Source organism: Pseudomonas sp. PDM24 (assembly GCF_019218905.1).
In the GTDB taxonomy this organism is placed as follows: domain Bacteria; phylum Pseudomonadota; class Gammaproteobacteria; order Pseudomonadales; family Pseudomonadaceae; genus Aquipseudomonas.
The window spans coordinates 580,858-596,491 of the sequence record NZ_JAHUWR010000001.1 but is presented as its reverse complement, the minus strand read 5'-3'; the positions used below and the strand labels follow the sequence as shown (position 1 = coordinate 596,491).

The following is a 15,634-nucleotide window of genomic DNA, read 5'->3' as shown; positions in this document are numbered from 1 at the left end:
GCGCAGCGCAATGAATCTGAGCAAGGTCGACCTCAACCTTTTCATCGTCTTCGACGCGATCTACACCGAAGCCAACCTGACGCGCGCCGGGCAGATTGTCGGCATCACTCAACCAGCCGTCTCGAACGCTCTGGCCCGCCTGCGCGAGACCTTCAACGATCCGCTTTTCGTGCGTACCGCCCAAGGCATGGTGCCCACACCGATGGCGCAGAACATCATCGGCCCCGTGCGCAACGCCCTCTCCTTGCTGCGGGTGTCGGTGCAGGAAAGCCGCATCTTCAACCCGTTGCAGGCGGTCAAGACTTACCGCATCAGCATGACCGACCTCACTGAAGCGGTGATCCTGCCGCCGCTGTTCCAGCGCCTGCGACGCCTGGCGCCGACGGTAATCATCGAAAGCTTCTTGTCCAAACGGCGTGAGACCACCAAGGAACTGGCAGCCGGTCGTCTCGATTTTGCGGTGGATGCGCCACTCAACACCGACCCGCAGGTGCGTCACGTCAAGTTGATGGAGGACCGTTACGTGTGCGCCATGCGCAAGGGCCATCCGTTGGCGGGCAAAGAGAAATTCACCCTCGACGATTATCTGTCACTGACCCACATCCATATCTCCAGCCGGCGCAGCGGTCTGGGTTATGTCGACCTGGCCCTGGGCAAAATGGGCATCCAGCGCAAGATCGCCCTGCGCTCCCAGCATTACTTGATGGCGTCCCAGGTGCTGCAGCAGACCGACATGGTCATGACCGTGCCAGAACGCTTCGCCCGTCGCCATGACTTGTACGCGGTGAACCTGCCGGTTAAAGAGGTTCCGCCGGTGGAAACTCACCTCTACTGGCACGAAAGCACCGACCAGGACCCGGCCAACCGCTGGATGCGCGAGCAGATGATCGAGTTGTGCCAACAGGTTACGGCGCATGAGAAGAAGCTCGATAAGGTGTAGGGCTTTCCCTCAACCATAGAATCTCCCACAGGTTTGGTGTCGATCATTTATTCGTGGCTCGACGCGAACCTTGTAGGAGCGAGGCTTGCCCGCGAAGAGGCCGTCAGCAGCACCATAAATTCATGCCCCTTGACGTAAACGTCAACCTGCCATTAGCTTAGCGCCATGACCTTTTTCGAGCGCTTCCATGAGCAGCCAGACCTATAGCATTTCCGACCTCGCCCGCGAGCTCGACATCACCACACGGGCCATTCGCTTCTATGAAGAGCAAGGCCTGCTCAGCCCCGAGCGCCGCGGCCAGGAACGCATTTATTCGCCCCGTGACAAGGTAAGCCTGAAGCTTATTCTGCGGGGCAAGCGCATTGGTTTTTCCCTGGCCGAATGCCGCGAGCTGATCGAGCTCTATGACCCCTCCAGCGGTAACACCAAGCAACTGCACAGCATGCTGGCGAAAATCGCCGAGCGTCGGGAACAACTTGAACAGCAATTGCTGGACATCGAACAGATGAAACTGGAACTCGACACGGCCGAAGAGCGCTGTACCCAGGCGCTGGAACAGACAATCAAGAGCCAGCAGGCCGTCCAATAACCGTACAACAATTTAATGTGGGAGCGGGCTTGCTCGCGAAAGCGGTCTGTCATTCAACACGGATGTCGGCTGGCCCGACGCCTTCGCGAGCAAGCCCGCTCCCACAGTAGATCGTCGTTCGCCCACTACTACAGGTGAATCCTCCATGTCCCTACCCACCCACGTACGCCTGGTCGAAGTCGGCCCCCGCGACGGTCTGCAAAACGAAGCCCAGCCCATCAGCGTTGCAGACAAGGTGCAACTGGTCGACGCGCTGACCGCCGCCGGCCTGGGCTATATAGAAGTCGGCAGTTTCGTCTCGCCCAAATGGGTGCCGCAAATGGCCGGCTCCGCCGAGGTCTTCGCGCAGATCCAGCGCAAGCCGGGCGTGACCTATGGCGCCCTCGCCCCCAACCTGCGGGGCTTTGAAGATGCCATCGCCGCCGGGGTCAAGGAAGTCGCCGTGTTTGCCGCAGCGTCCGAATCGTTTTCCCAGCGCAACATCAATTGCTCGATCAGCGAGAGCCTCGAGCGCTTCGTGCCGATCATGGACGCCGCCAGACAACATGGCGTCAGCGTGCGCGGTTACGTGTCCTGCGTGCTGGGCTGCCCTTACGAAGGGGACATCGCACCGGAACAAGTCGCCTGGGTTGCTCGTGAGCTCTATGCGATGGGCTGCTACGAGGTTTCGCTGGGAGACACCATCGGCACCGGCACCGCTGGCGCGACCCGCAAGATGTTCGAAGTGGTATCGGCCGATGTACCACGTGAAAAACTGGCCGGGCACTTTCACGATACTTACGGCCAGGCCATGGCCAACATCTACGCCAGCCTGCTGGAAGGCATCGCGGTGTTCGACAGTTCCATCGCCGGCCTCGGCGGCTGCCCATACGCCAAGGGCGCCAGCGGTAATGTCGCGACCGAAGACGTGGTTTACCTGCTCAACGGCCTGGGTATTGAAACCGGAATCGACCTGGACGCCTTGATTCGAGCCGGCCAACAGATTTGCGCGGTGCTGGGGCGCCCTACCGGTTCGCGCGTGGCCAAGGCCCGCAGCGCACAGTGACAGTGTGAATGTGTCTGGGTGTTACCGCACAGGCTGAAACGTGGGCGGAAACGAGTAACACGGAAACAAATTGTCGGGTTTGGGTTGGATGAAAAAACCCACGAAAAACTCAAGGCATTGAATTTAAAGAGTTTTTAAAAGTTGGCACGGCTTCTGCTATCTCTATGGCATAACAAGAATAAAAACTGCAAACCAATAAAAATAAGACGTAACGACTCTGACATAACAAGAACAACACGGCAGAGACGCAGCTAACAGATTTTTTTGGAGAGGATGTGCTTTTCAGGGTGCTTTTCGAAGTAACCCGCAACCGGGCAGAGAACAATAAAACTACCTTCAGGTAGCTCCCGAACTGGTTGGATCGCTTAGCGAAAAAGTAGATCAGCGCTCAAAAAAATACGTTTGCTCTTGATCCCGGATGGGGATCGACAAAAACAGCGGTAAAGGGCCACGGTTGCCAAAAACAACAACAGACCGCCCCTCAATAATAAAAAAAGAGCACGTACGACAAAATTAAAGGGGAGCTTCGGCTCCCCTTTGTGCTTTCTTGCCTTCCGGTTTTTCTCGATCCAAATGTGGGAGCGGGCTTGCTCGCGAATGCGATGGATCAGTCACCATTAGTATTGACTGACACACCGCATTCGCGAGCAAGCCCGCTCCCACACTGGTTATGTGTCAGTCTTTGTTGATGCGCAGCTCCTCAATGCTGATCTCACGCATCCGGAATTTCTGGATCTTGCCAGTCACCGTCATCGGAAACTCCTCGACGAACTTGAAGTAACGCGGCGTCTTGAAGTGTGCGATGCGCTCCTTGCACCAGGCTTGCAGTTCCTGCTCGGTGGCGCTGTGGCCGGGGTGGAATTTGATCCAGGCGACGATCTCTTCACCATAACGGGAACAAGGAATGCCGATCACCTGCACGTCGGCTACCGCCGGGTGGGTGAAGAAGAACTCTTCCAGTTCCCTTGGGTAAATATTCTCACCGCCGCGGATGATCATGTCTTTGTTACGCCCGGCGATGCACACGTAGCCTTCGTCGTTCATGCTCGCCAGATCGCCGGTGTGCATCCAGCCCGCCTCATCGATAGCCTCGGCGGTGCCTTGCGGGTTATTCCAGTAGCCGAGCATCACGCTGTAGCCCCGAGTACACAGCTCTCCGATAGTGCCGCGTGGCACCAGGTTGCCCGCCTCGTCGATGATTTTGCTTTCCAGTTGCGGCTGTGTTCGGCCAACGGTGGTGACGCGCAATTCCAGCTCGTCTGACGGACCGGTCTGCAAAGACACAGGGCTGGTTTCCGTCATGCCGTAGGCAATCTGCACTTCGCTCATGTGCATTTCATTGATAACCCGGCGCATCACCTCGATCGGGCAGGTCGCCCCGGCCATGATCCCGGTGCGCAGGCTCGACAAATCAAACTCGGCGCGCTTGGGCTGATCGAGCATGGCGATGAACATGGTTGGCACGCCGTAAAGCGCGGTGGCTTTTTCTTCGGCGACGGTGCTCAGCGTCAGCAATGGATCGAAGGCGTCGTTGGGGTAAATCATGGTGCTGGCGTGGGTGACGCAACCAAGATTGCCCATGACCATGCCGAAGCAGTGGTACAGCGGCACCGGAATCACCAGCCGATCATTGGCCGTCAGCCCGAGGCTTTCGCCGACCATGTAACCGTTGTTGAGAATGTTGTAGTGGCTGAGGGTCGCGCCCTTGGGGAAACCGGTGGTGCCGGAGGTGTATTGGATGTTTACCGCTTGATCGAAATGCAGACTGTCCTGACGTTCGCGCAATTGCTCGACCGACACGCTGGCCGCCAGATCGGTCAGCTGCGACCACGGCAGGAAACCCGATGGCGGTTGCGTATCCAGGCTGATCACCCCACGCAGTTCCGGCAGGCGTTCGCTCTGCAACTGGCCGATGGATTGCTCCGTCAGTTCCGGAACCAATCCTTGCAACATGCCGTGATAGTCGGAGGTTTTGAAGGCCCCGGCACAGACCAGCCATTGGCAACCGGACTGCTTCAACACGTATTCGAGTTCGGAACTGCGATAAGCCGGATTGATGTTGACCAGGATCACGCCGATTTTCGCGCTGGCGAACTGGCTGATGCACCACTGGGCACAGTTCGGCGCCCAGATGCCGAGCCGGTCACCGGCCTGCAAGCCCAACGCCAAAAATGCTCTGGCGTGCCGATCGACGGTCTCTGACAGCTGCTGCCAGGTGCAGCGCAGCTGCTGATGGCGCACGACCAGCGCCTCCCCGTTCGGATATTGCGCGACCGTGTTATCGAACGCCTGCCCGATGGTCATCGCCAGCAAGGCTTTGTCCTGGGAACCACGGGTATAGCTGCGCTGCGGGCTTGCACTGGGTTGATCCATGACGACCCCTATTGTCTTTATTAGTGGGTTGCCGAACGTCACCTGTGGGAGCGGGCTTGCTCGCGAATGCGGTGGGTCTGTCGACATGAATGTTGAATGACAAACCGCTTTCGCGAGCAAGCCCGCTCCCACAGAGTCGGTCCGCTTTACCGTGTCGAAACTGGCTCTACTCTCGCTCAAGTTGACGTTAACGTAAAGGGTCATTGACAGCCATTCGTCACAGGCTTACGTTAACGTAAAGGTGAGAGCCGAATCACTGCCCTCCCCACCCTACAAAAAAGCCAAAAGGTGCCCCATGAGCTACCCATCCCTGAACTTTGCCCTCGGTGAAACCATCGACATGCTGCGCGATCAGGTTCAGTCCTTCGTCGCCAAAGAGATCGCCCCGCGCGCCGCTCAGATCGACATCGACAACCTGTTCCCCGATGACCTGTGGCGCAAATTCGGCGACATGGGCCTGCTGGGTATCACCGTGCCGGAAGAGTACGGCGGTGCGGGCCTGGGTTACCTGGCGCACGTCGTCGCCATGGAAGAAATCAGCCGTGGTTCGGCCTCGGTCGCCCTGTCCTACGGCGCCCACTCCAACCTCTGCGTCAACCAGATCAACCGCAACGGCACTCACGAACAGAAAAGCAAATACCTGCCGAAGCTAATCAGCGGCGAGCACATCGGTGCCCTGGCCATGAGCGAACCGAATGCCGGTTCCGACGTGGTCTCGATGAAACTGCGCGCCGACAAACGTGGCGACCACTACGTACTCAACGGCAGCAAAACCTGGATCACCAACGGCCCTGACGCCAACACCTACGTGATCTACGCCAAGACCGACCTGGAAAAAGGTCCGCACGGCATCACCGCGTTCATCGTTGAACGTGACTCCAAAGGCTTCAGCCGCAGCAACAAATTCGACAAGCTCGGCATGCGCGGTTCGAACACCTGTGAGCTGTTTTTTGATGACGTGGAAGTGCCGGAAGAAAACATCCTCGGCGTGCTCAACGGCGGCGTGAAAGTGTTGATGAGCGGCCTCGACTACGAGCGCGTGGTGCTCTCGGGTGGTCCGACCGGGATCATGCAGGCTTGCATGGACCTGATCGTTCCGTACATCCATGACCGCAAACAGTTCGGCCAGAGCATCGGCGAATTCCAGTTGATCCAGGGCAAAGTCGCCGACATGTACACCCAACTCAATGCCAGCCGCGCCTACCTGTATGCGGTGGCCCAGGCCTGCGAGCGCGGCGAAACCGCGCGCAAGGACGCCGCCGGAGTCATCCTCTACAGCGCCGAATGCGCGACCCGAATGGCCCTGGACGCGATCCAGATTCTCGGCGGTAACGGCTACATCAACGAATTCCCCGCCGGTCGTCTGCTGCGTGACGCCAAGCTGTACGAAATCGGCGCTGGCACCAGTGAGATCCGTCGCATGCTCATCGGTCGCGAACTGTTCAACGAAACCCGCTAAACGGAGCTGCACATGGCTATCCTGCATACCCAGCTCAACCCCCGCTCAGCGGAGTTCGCGACCAATAGCGCGGCGATGCTCAAACAGGTCGACGCCCTGCACACTCTGCTCGCGCAAGTGCAACAAGGTGGCGGTCCGAAGGCTCAGGAGCGGCATACATCGCGGGGCAAACTGCTGCCCCGTGAACGGATCAATCGCCTGCTCGATCCCGGCTCGCCATTTCTCGAAATCAGCCAATTGGCGGCCTACGCGGTGTACGGCGAAGACGTTCCCGCCGCTGGCGTGATTGCCGGAATCGGCCGGGTGGAAGGCGTCGAATGCATGATCGTCGCCAACGATGCCACCGTGAAAGGTGGCTCGTACTACCCGCTGACCGTGAAAAAACACCTGCGCGCGCAAACCATCGCCCAGCAAAATCGCCTGCCCTGCATCTATCTGGTGGACTCCGGCGGCGCCAACTTGCCGCGTCAGGATGAAGTGTTCCCGGACCGCGAACACTTCGGGCGGATCTTCTTCAACCAGGCCAACATGAGCGCCATGGGCATTCCGCAGATTGCGGTGGTCATGGGCTCGTGCACCGCCGGTGGCGCTTATGTACCAGCGATGGCCGACGAGGCGATCATGGTTCGTCAGCAGGCAACGATTTTCCTTGCCGGCCCACCGCTGGTGAAAGCCGCGACGGGTGAAGTGGTCAGCGCCGAAGACCTCGGCGGTGCCGATGTGCACTGCAAGATTTCCGGGGTTGCCGACCACTACGCCGAAAGCGATGAACACGCCCTCGCCTTGGCCCGGCGCAGCGTCGCCAACCTCAATTGGCGCAAGCTCGGTGAACTGCAACAACGCACGCCGATCGCGCCGCTGTACAGCAGCGACGAGTTGTACGGCGTGGTGTCGGCGGACGCCAAGCAACCCTTCGACGTGCGCGAAGTGATCGCGCGGCTGGTGGATGGCTCGGTGTTCGATGAGTTCAAGGCATTGTTCGGCACTACGTTGGTCTGCGGCTTTGCCCACCTGCACGGTTACCCGATCGCGATCCTCGCCAACAACGGCATCCTGTTCGCCGAAGCCGCGCAGAAAGGCGCGCACTTCATCGAACTGGCCTGCCAGCGCGGCATCCCGTTGCTGTTCCTGCAAAACATCACCGGTTTCATGGTCGGTCAGAAATACGAAGCCGGCGGCATCGCCAAGCACGGCGCGAAACTGGTGACCGCCGTGGCCTGTGCCAAGGTGCCGAAATTCACCGTGATCATCGGCGGCAGTTTCGGTGCCGGTAACTACGGTATGTGCGGTCGGGCTTACGATCCGCGCTTTCTGTGGATGTGGCCGAACGCCCGGATCGGCGTGATGGGTGCCGAACAAGCGGCAGGCGTACTGGTGCAGGTCAAGCGCGAGCAGGCCGAGCGCAGTGGTCATGGTTTCAGCGCCGAGCAGGAAGCCGAGATCAAGCAACCGATCCTCGATCAGTACGAAGAACAGGGTCACCCCTACTACTCCAGCGCCCGGCTGTGGGACGACGGCGTCATCGACCCGGCGCAGACCCGCGACGTGTTGGCCCTGGCCTTGTCGGCGTCGCTGAACGCGCCAATCGAACCGAGCCGCTTCGGCGTGTTCCGGATGTGATTTTTTGTGGGAGCGGGCTTGCTCGCGAAGGATTCACCGCGGTTTACCTGATGCACCGCGTTATCGTTCTTCGCGAGCAAGCCCGCTCCCACATGAGTTGTGGAGACGTAACACATGAGCGACTTCAACACCCTCGAACTGCTGACCGACCCGCGGGGTTTTGCGACCTTGTGGCTCAGCCGTGAAGAAAAAAACAACGCCTTCAACGCCGAAATGATCCGCGAACTGATCCTCGCGCTGGACAAAGTGTCGAGCGATGCCAGCCTGCGTTTTCTGTTGATCCGCGGACGCGGCAAGCATTTCAGCGCCGGTGCCGATCTGGCCTGGATGCAGCAATCGGCCGAACTCGATTACCACACCAACCTCGACGACGCCCGGGAACTGGCGGAATTGATGTACAACCTCGCCAAGCTGAAAGTCCCGACCCTGGCGGTAGTACAAGGCGCGGCCTATGGCGGCGCACTCGGTTTGATCAGTTGCTGCGACATGGCCATCGGTGCCGACGACGCGCAGTTCTGCCTGTCGGAAGTGCGCATCGGCCTGGCGCCGGCGGTCATCAGCCCGTTCGTGGTGCAAGCTATCGGCGAGCGAGCGGCACGCCGCTATGCGTTGACCGCAGAACGTTTCGGCGGGCAACGGGCTCGGGAAATCGGCCTGTTGTCGGAAAGCTATCCGATGGCTGAGCTGGAGCAGAAAGTCGATCAGTGGATCGACAACCTGCTGCTCAACAGTCCGGCGGCCATGCGCGCCAGCAAGGACTTGCTGCGTGAAGTCGGCCATGGCGCGCTGACTCCGGCGCTGCGACGCTACACCGAAAACGCCATCGCCCGAATCCGCGTCAGTCCCGAAGGCCAGGAAGGCCTGCGCGCCTTCCTGCAAAAACGCTCGCCAACCTGGCAAGCCGAAACCACCCTCAAGGAGCCGCGTTGATGAGCGCACCTGTTCTCACCACCTTGCTGGTGGCCAACCGCGGCGAAATCGCTTGCCGGGTGATGCGCACCGCCAAAGCCCTGGGCCTGACCACCGTGGCCGTGCACAGCGCCACCGACCGGGATGCCCGGCACAGCCGCGAAGCCGATATCCGCGTTGACCTGGGCGGCAGCAAAGCCGCCGACAGTTACCTGCAAATCGACAAGCTGATCGCCGCTGCGAAAGCCAGCGGCGCCCAGGCGATTCATCCGGGCTACGGCTTTCTTTCGGAGAACGCCGGGTTCGCCCGCGCAATCGAAGCGGCCGGCCTGATCTTCCTCGGCCCGCCCGCCTCAGCCATCGACGCCATGGGCAGCAAGTCCGCGGCCAAAGCCCTGATGGAAACTGCAGGCGTGCCACTGGTGCCCGGCTATCACGGCGAAGCCCAAGACCTCGACACCTTCCGCGACGCCTGTGCACGCATCGGTTATCCGGTGCTGCTCAAGGCCACGGCGGGCGGCGGTGGCAAAGGCATGAAAGTGGTCGAGGACGTCAGCCAACTGGCCGAAGCCCTGGCCTCGGCGCAACGTGAAGCGCAGTCGTCATTCGGCGACTCGCGGATGTTGGTGGAGAAGTACCTGCTCAAGCCACGCCACGTGGAAATCCAGGTATTCGCCGACCAGCATGGCAACTGCCTATACCTCAACGAACGTGATTGCTCGATCCAGCGTCGGCATCAGAAAGTCGTCGAAGAAGCCCCGGCTCCGGGTCTGAGCCCGGAACTGCGTCGAGCCATGGGCGAAGCCGCTGTGCGCTCGGCACAGGCCATCGGTTACGTCGGTGCCGGCACCGTGGAGTTTTTGCTGGATGCGCGCGGTGAGTTCTTCTTCATGGAGATGAACACGCGCCTGCAAGTTGAACACCCGGTCACCGAAGCCATCACCGGTCTTGACCTGGTGGCCTGGCAGATTCGCGTGGCCCGCGGTGAAGTGTTGCCGATGACCCAGGCTCAGGTACCGCTGATCGGCCATGCGATCGAAGTGCGACTGTACGCCGAAGACCCGGGCAACGATTTTCTGCCCGCCACCGGGCGTCTCTCGTTGTATCGCGAATCCGCCGCAGGACCGGGGCGTCGTGTCGACAGTGGTGTCGAAGAAGGCGACGAGATTTCGCCGTTCTACGACCCGATGCTCGGCAAACTGATTGCCTGGGGCGAAGACCGTGAGCAGGCGCGGCTGCGTTTGCTGAGTATGCTTGATGAGTTTGCCATCGGCGGGCTGAAAACCAACATCAACTTCCTGCGCCGAATCATCGGCCACCCTGCATTTGCCGCGGCGGAGCTGGATACCGGTTTTATTCCGCGTTATCAGGAACAACTGCTGCCAGCACCTTCAGACCTCAGCGATGAATTCTGGCAAGCGGCCGCGCAGGCATTTGCCCAGAGCCAGACGAGCACGACCCGCACTGATGACCTGAGTTCGCCTTGGGGTATCGGCAACGGATTCCGTGCCGGACTGCCAACAGAAATCACCCTGCATTTGAGTTGCGAAGGACAAGACCGGGCACTGACCCTGGGCGATGCCGACGCTCATACCGCACAGCTCAAGGGTGAATACCTGCTGACCGAACACAACGGCTTGCGCCGCCAGCACCGGGCAATCCGCCGGGGCGATACGCTGTATCTGCAATGGGACGGTGAGCTGCGCCGCATCGAGTCGTATGACCCGATCAGTGCCGTCGAAGCCAGTCACAGCCATCAGGGCGGACTCACCGCGCCTATGAACGGCAGCATCGTGCGAGTGCTGGTGGAGGCCGGGCAAACGGTCGAAGCAGGGGCGCAATTGGTGGTGCTGGAAGCGATGAAAATGGAGCACAGCATTCGCGCGCCCCACGCTGGGATTATCAAGGCGTTGTATTGCCAGGAAGGCGAGATGGTCAGCGAAGGCAGTGCGTTGGTGGAGTTGGAACACGCGTGAAATGAAGATCGGTCCTACGCGTGACGAGGACCGATCTGATTAGAATTTGGCAGTCGCCTGAACCACTACGCCGATAATTCGGCATTCCTCGGTGAAAAGGGCTTTCGGATAGGTCGGATTGAGCGGGACCAGGTAACGCTGCCCGCCCTCTTCGATCAGTTTGCGAAAAACCGCCTCGGCGCTGCCGGGCCATTGGGCGATCACCAGTTTGCCAGGCTCCGGCACGATGGCCGGGTCCACCAGAATCAACATGTCCGCGGCAATGCTCACCCCCGTGGGTGCGGTCATCGCATCGCCAACCACCACCAACCAGAACGCTGCGCCCTGGGCATGGTAATCGGACAACTCGAAGCGCGGCTTGCTGACAGTCGATGAGGCGCCGTAAGCCGATAGTTCTCCATCGCGCACCTCTCCGGTTTCCCGCCAGTCACTGACCGGGTAGCGAAAGTACGGGTTGTACTTTTGCGTCAGAGAGATCTCCTCATCCTGTGAGACCTGCGGTTCCCTGATCACCATCGCGACTTCCAGATAGTCCATCCCCAGCGCCTTCAAGACACGGTTCATCTCTTGGATGCGGGGCTGACGACGTTTATTCAGCCAATGGCCGACGCCGCCCTGGGACATTCCGATGCGCTCGGCGAGTATTTCTTGAGTGACTTTGAGTTCACTCATTTTGGCCTTGACCAATTCAATCCATTTATCCATGTGCGGCACGATACGTGGGGTACTCCGACCAACAAAACACAAATTGTAGTATTTAAATTCAAGACACAAATACAGTACGTACTAAGCTGGGCTCACGGATTTGAATTTCTCACGGAGCTTGCCATCGCCATGACCATCCCCAGCATTACCCTGCCCGACATGCAATTCGACACCACACTCAACTCGCCAAAAGGCTCGGCTGCCGCGCAGCGGGCACTGGACTATTACTTGAAACCAGCTGTGTCAGAACAGGCCGGCGAAGAACGTTTCTTCGATGTGAACCGTAACATCAGCAGCGAAGAGGCATTGGTCCATGCTTCAGATCTGTTGCGATGTGCCGCCGCCACCGCGCATGAATCAGCCAACCAGCTGCAGGGCGCAAGCCGGGATCTGGCGTTTTCGACGGTGCACATGATCGACATGGCCAAGGCGATGGTTGATCGATCCCTGGAAGGGGCACAGCAGGGCTGAGGCGAATACGCAGGAGTAGAAAGGAAAGAATTTTCCAATCACGGAGATAAAAACATTTGACTTGCAAATGATAATGATTATTATTGCAAGCAACTGGTCGCGAGATCAGTCGATGGACCAGGGACCTTAGGTCGGTCTCCTGGACTATCTCCTCATCAGGCTAATCACGGTTTTTGACCCGGCTTTTTGCCGGGTCTTTTTTTGCCAGTTATTCTGGCTTTGGCTTCAGGCTAATGAAGTCTGTGGGTGCTGCAAAATCCGATTGGCGCGGATGATATCAAAAGAATATCTGTTGGCAAGAGAGGCCCGGTAGCATTGGGCCAAACTAACGCAAAATAGCACTTGAGAATCACTTGCACAGTCTCTAAGCTGCATCGGCGTCAAGGAGGACGCCCCCCTTTTCACCCTCGCAATTTCCCCCGGTTTTTCCCTCCCTTGCGTGTAAAGTAGCAGCCATAAAAAACATACTCAGGAATTGATTATGGCCGTGGCTAGATCTTCTTTCGACATCAACGCGAACTTCGACAGTGGCAACATCGAAGTGCTGGACATCAGCAATCCTTTGCAAGCACTGCTGGCGATCAAGCCAGACACTCGCAGCCAGCATTTCCAGTGGTTCCACTTCAAGGCCAGCGGTCTGCACGTCGGACAGGAGCATTGGTTTCGCCTGAACAACGCCAGCAAATCCTCGTACAACAAAGCCTGGGATGGCTATCAGGCGGTAGCGTCCTATGACCACGTCAACTGGTTCCGGGTGCCGACCATCTTTGAAGGCGACTGCCTGCGTTTCAGCCTGGAAGCCACGGCTACCCATGCCTGGTTCGCCTACTTCGAACCTTACAGCCGTGGCCGCCATGACTGGCTGATCGAACAGGCATTGACCAAAGCCGGCACCGAACTGCTGGCCACCGGCAAGAGCGTTGAAGGTCGTGACATCCAGTTGTTGCGCAAAGGGACGGGGGCCGAAGGTCAGCGCAAGGTCTGGATCATCGCCCAGCAACACCCCGGCGAACACATGGCTGAATGGTTCATGGAAGGCGTGATCGAGCGTCTGGAAAAACACGACGACCCCGTGCTGAAAAAACTCCTGGCCAGCGCCGACCTGTACCTGGTGCCGAACATGAACCCGGACGGCGCTTTCCACGGTCATTTGCGCACCAACGCCATGGGCCAGGACCTGAACCGCGCCTGGCAGAACGCCAGCCAGGAAGTCAGCCCGGAAGTGCTGTTCGTTCAGCAACAGATGGAAAAGTATGGCGTCGACCTGTTCCTCGACATCCATGGCGATGAAGAAATCCCCCACGTGTTCACCGCCGGTTGCGAAGGCAACACGGGCTATACGCCGCGGATCGAAAAACTCGAAGAACATTTCCGCAGTCATCTGAAACATCAGACCAAAGACTTCCAGACCAAGTACGGCTACACCCGCGACGAGCCGGGCAAAGCCAACATGACCCTGGCCTGCAACAGCGTCGGTCAGAAGTTCGACTGCCTGTCGCTGACCCTGGAAATGCCCTTCAAAGACCACAACGACGCACCGAACCCGCTGACCGGCTGGTCCGGCAAACGCTCCAAGCAATTGGGCAAGGACGTGCTGACGACCATCGCCGACATGGTCGATACCCTGCGCTGATTGTCCTTTAACGTCAAAAGATCGCAGGCTTCTGCCGAAGGCTGCGATCTTTTGACGTTTTCACTGGGCAGCGATCCGCACACAATCCTCCGGTCCCAACAAACGCCCATCCTCGGCACGCAACTCCAGCGGCCGCACCGGTCGACCGTTCTCACGATCGACAACCCGCGAATGCGCCTCCCCCGCCTCAAAGAAAAACGCCTCGCCCCACTGCCGCAATCCGATGATCAACGGGAACAGGCCCTTGCCCTTCTCCGTCAGCACGTATTCCTGATACGCGCTGCCGTCCGACGCTGGCACCAGATCGAAAATCCCGTGAGCCACCAATGTGCGCAGGCGTGCCGAGAGGATGTTTTTGGCCATACCCAGATTGCGCTGGAACTCACCGAATCGCCGCAGGCCATCGAACGCATCGCGCACGATCAATAACGACCACCAATCACCAATCGCGTCCAGTGAACGGGCGACCGGGCATTCGGCGCCTTCCATGCTTGTACGTTTAACCATGACCGCGTCCGCCGGCAAACAAATGTGGTTGCAATATAAAACCTGATTACCTACCGTACAACTGGTTTTATTTTGAAACCACACAAGGAAGCCCGTGATGAAACCTGACCACCCGTTAAGCGGCGCAGTGGTGCTGCTGTTTGCCCTTGCCTGCGGCCTGGCCGTCGGCAATGTGTATTACGCACAACCGCTGCTCGATGCCATGGCCGAAGCCTTCGCCATGGACCCGGCAACCATCGGTATCGTCGTCACCCTTACCCAGATCGGTTATGGCGTGGGTCTGTTATTGCTGGTTCCGCTAGGGGATCTGCTCAACCGCCGCCGGCTGATCGTCGTGCAAACCCTGCTGTCGGCGCTGGCTTTATTGATGATCACGTTTGCCTCGAACAGCATGTGGCTGTTGCTCGGCATGGCGCTGACCGGGTTACTGGCGGTCGTGACGCAAGTCCTGGTGGCCTACGCCGCGACCCTGGCTATCCCGGCGCAACGTGGACGTGTGGTGGGCGTGATCACCAGCGGCATTGTCGTCGGCATTCTGTTGGCACGAACAGTCGCGGGCGGCATGGCCGATCTGGCCGGTTGGCGTTCGATTTATCTGCTATCCGCCGGGTTGACCCTGGTGATGGCGCTGCTGTTGTTTCGTGTGCTGCCCAAGCACGAAGAGGCGCGACCGGAAAGCGCTTACGCTGCGTTGATCGGCTCGGTATTCACGTTATTCAAGGAAGAACCGGTATTGCGTCAACGGGCCATGCTCGCCCTGCTGACCTTCGCCAGCGCCATGGTGTTGTGGACACCCTTGGTGCTGCCGCTGAGTGCCCCGCCGCTTTCACTTTCCCACACCGAAATCGGACTGTTCGGCCTGGCCGGGGCCGCCGGTGCGCTAGCCGCTGCTCGTGCCGGGCATCTGGCCGATCGCGGTCTGGGTCAATGGACCAGTGGCCTGTCGTTGCTGCTGATGCTCGCCTCATGGCTGCCCATCGCACTCACCCAATCCTCGCTATGGGCGCTGCTGCTCGGGGTGATTACGCTGGATCTGGGTTTGCAAGCCGTTCATGTCACCAGCCAGAGCATGATCTACAGCGTGCGCCCCGAAGCGCAAAGCCGACTCACCGCCGGCTACATGCTGTTCTACTCGATCGGCAGCGCCTTGGGTTCCATCGGTTCGACGGCGATGTACGCTTGGGTGGGATGGATCGGGGTGTGTTGGCTGGGTGCTGGCATCAATGCCGTGGCGTTGATTTATTGGTGGCTGACGCTCGCCGCCAAAACACCCAACACCTGTGGCGAGGGAGCTTGCTCCCGCTCGGCTGCGCAGCAGTCGTAAATCAATCAGACGCAGGAGCGTCTGACTAACTGCATTTGGGGGCTGCTTCGCAGCCCGACGGGAGCAAGCTCCCTCGCCACAAT

13 protein-coding genes are annotated in these 15,634 nt (G+C 59.2%); 10 read left to right on the top strand and 3 right to left on the bottom strand.

Translation table 11 applies throughout. From position 1 onward, the window contains the following. The first annotated feature begins 10 nt into the window (after positions 1 to 10). The 3 genes from KW837_RS02780 (at position 11) to KW837_RS02770 (ending at position 2,574) form a co-directional block, all read left to right on the top strand. Positions 11 to 940, top strand: coding sequence for a LysR family transcriptional regulator (locus KW837_RS02780; RefSeq protein ID WP_007904083.1), 930 nt, complete (start codon positions 11 to 13; stop codon positions 938 to 940). 187 nt (positions 941 to 1,127) lie between these two features. Beyond that, positions 1,128 to 1,529 carry a MerR family DNA-binding transcriptional regulator gene (locus tag KW837_RS02775; RefSeq protein ID WP_008068244.1) on the top strand — a complete coding sequence of 134 codons (402 nt, stop codon included), beginning with the start codon at positions 1,128 to 1,130 and terminating at the stop codon, positions 1,527 to 1,529. A gap of 145 nt (positions 1,530 to 1,674) precedes the next feature. Continuing rightward, positions 1,675 to 2,574: a hydroxymethylglutaryl-CoA lyase gene (locus tag KW837_RS02770; RefSeq protein ID WP_218394412.1), complete on the top strand. Its 900-nt coding sequence runs from the start codon at positions 1,675 to 1,677 to the stop codon at positions 2,572 to 2,574. 675 nt (positions 2,575 to 3,249) lie between these two features. Here the strand turns inward: KW837_RS02770 and KW837_RS02765 are convergent. After that, on the bottom strand, positions 3,250 to 4,947 hold the full coding sequence (locus tag KW837_RS02765) for an AMP-binding protein (RefSeq protein ID WP_218394411.1): 1,698 nt from the start codon (positions 4,945 to 4,947) through the stop codon (positions 3,250 to 3,252). A 295-nt stretch (positions 4,948 to 5,242) separates the two neighbouring features. Here KW837_RS02765 and KW837_RS02760 point away from each other — a divergent pair, with 295 nt between their 5' ends. The 4 genes from KW837_RS02760 to KW837_RS02745 all read left to right on the top strand — a co-directional run bounded on the left by KW837_RS02760 (position 5,243) and on the right by KW837_RS02745 (position 10,911). Further along, a complete protein-coding gene (locus tag KW837_RS02760) occupies positions 5,243 to 6,406 on the top strand; it encodes an isovaleryl-CoA dehydrogenase (protein ID WP_218394410.1) in 1,164 nt (387 codons plus the stop codon). A gap of 12 nt (positions 6,407 to 6,418) precedes the next feature. After that, complete coding sequence (locus KW837_RS02755) at positions 6,419 to 8,026, top strand: carboxyl transferase domain-containing protein (RefSeq protein WP_218394409.1); 1,608 nt, start codon at positions 6,419 to 6,421, stop codon at positions 8,024 to 8,026. Between the two features lie 114 nt (positions 8,027 to 8,140). Next, a complete protein-coding gene (locus KW837_RS02750) occupies positions 8,141 to 8,956 on the top strand; it encodes a gamma-carboxygeranoyl-CoA hydratase (RefSeq protein WP_218394408.1) in 816 nt (271 codons plus the stop codon). Then, complete coding sequence (locus KW837_RS02745) at positions 8,956 to 10,911, top strand: acetyl/propionyl/methylcrotonyl-CoA carboxylase subunit alpha (protein WP_218394407.1); 1,956 nt, start codon at positions 8,956 to 8,958, stop codon at positions 10,909 to 10,911. Before KW837_RS02750 ends, KW837_RS02745 begins: the two co-directional genes overlap by 1 nt. A gap of 39 nt (positions 10,912 to 10,950) precedes the next feature. Here KW837_RS02745 and KW837_RS02740 read toward each other — a convergent pair whose 3' ends face one another. Further along, positions 10,951 to 11,616: a LexA family transcriptional regulator gene (locus KW837_RS02740; RefSeq protein WP_218394406.1), complete on the bottom strand. Its 666-nt coding sequence runs from the start codon at positions 11,614 to 11,616 to the stop codon at positions 10,951 to 10,953. A 129-nt stretch (positions 11,617 to 11,745) separates the two neighbouring features. On the opposite strand from KW837_RS02740, the gene KW837_RS02735 reads away from it, so the two are divergent. Further along, on the top strand, positions 11,746 to 12,087 hold the full coding sequence (locus KW837_RS02735) for a DUF6124 family protein (protein ID WP_123496598.1): 342 nt from the start codon (positions 11,746 to 11,748) through the stop codon (positions 12,085 to 12,087). A 481-nt stretch (positions 12,088 to 12,568) separates the two neighbouring features. Then, complete coding sequence (locus tag KW837_RS02730; RefSeq protein ID WP_218394405.1) at positions 12,569 to 13,720, top strand: M14-type cytosolic carboxypeptidase; 1,152 nt, start codon at positions 12,569 to 12,571, stop codon at positions 13,718 to 13,720. Positions 13,721 to 13,780: 60 nt separating this feature from the next. Here the strand turns inward: KW837_RS02730 and KW837_RS02725 are convergent, their stop codons facing one another. Next, entirely contained in the window at positions 13,781 to 14,227 is a 447-nt protein-coding gene (locus tag KW837_RS02725; protein ID WP_218394404.1) for a helix-turn-helix domain-containing protein, read from the bottom strand. 97 nt (positions 14,228 to 14,324) lie between these two features. Here KW837_RS02725 and KW837_RS02720 point away from each other — a divergent pair, with 97 nt between their 5' ends. Beyond that, positions 14,325 to 15,551 carry an MFS transporter gene (locus tag KW837_RS02720; RefSeq protein WP_218394403.1) on the top strand — a complete coding sequence of 409 codons (1,227 nt, stop codon included), beginning with the start codon at positions 14,325 to 14,327 and terminating at the stop codon, positions 15,549 to 15,551. Positions 15,552 to 15,634 lie beyond the last annotated feature (83 nt).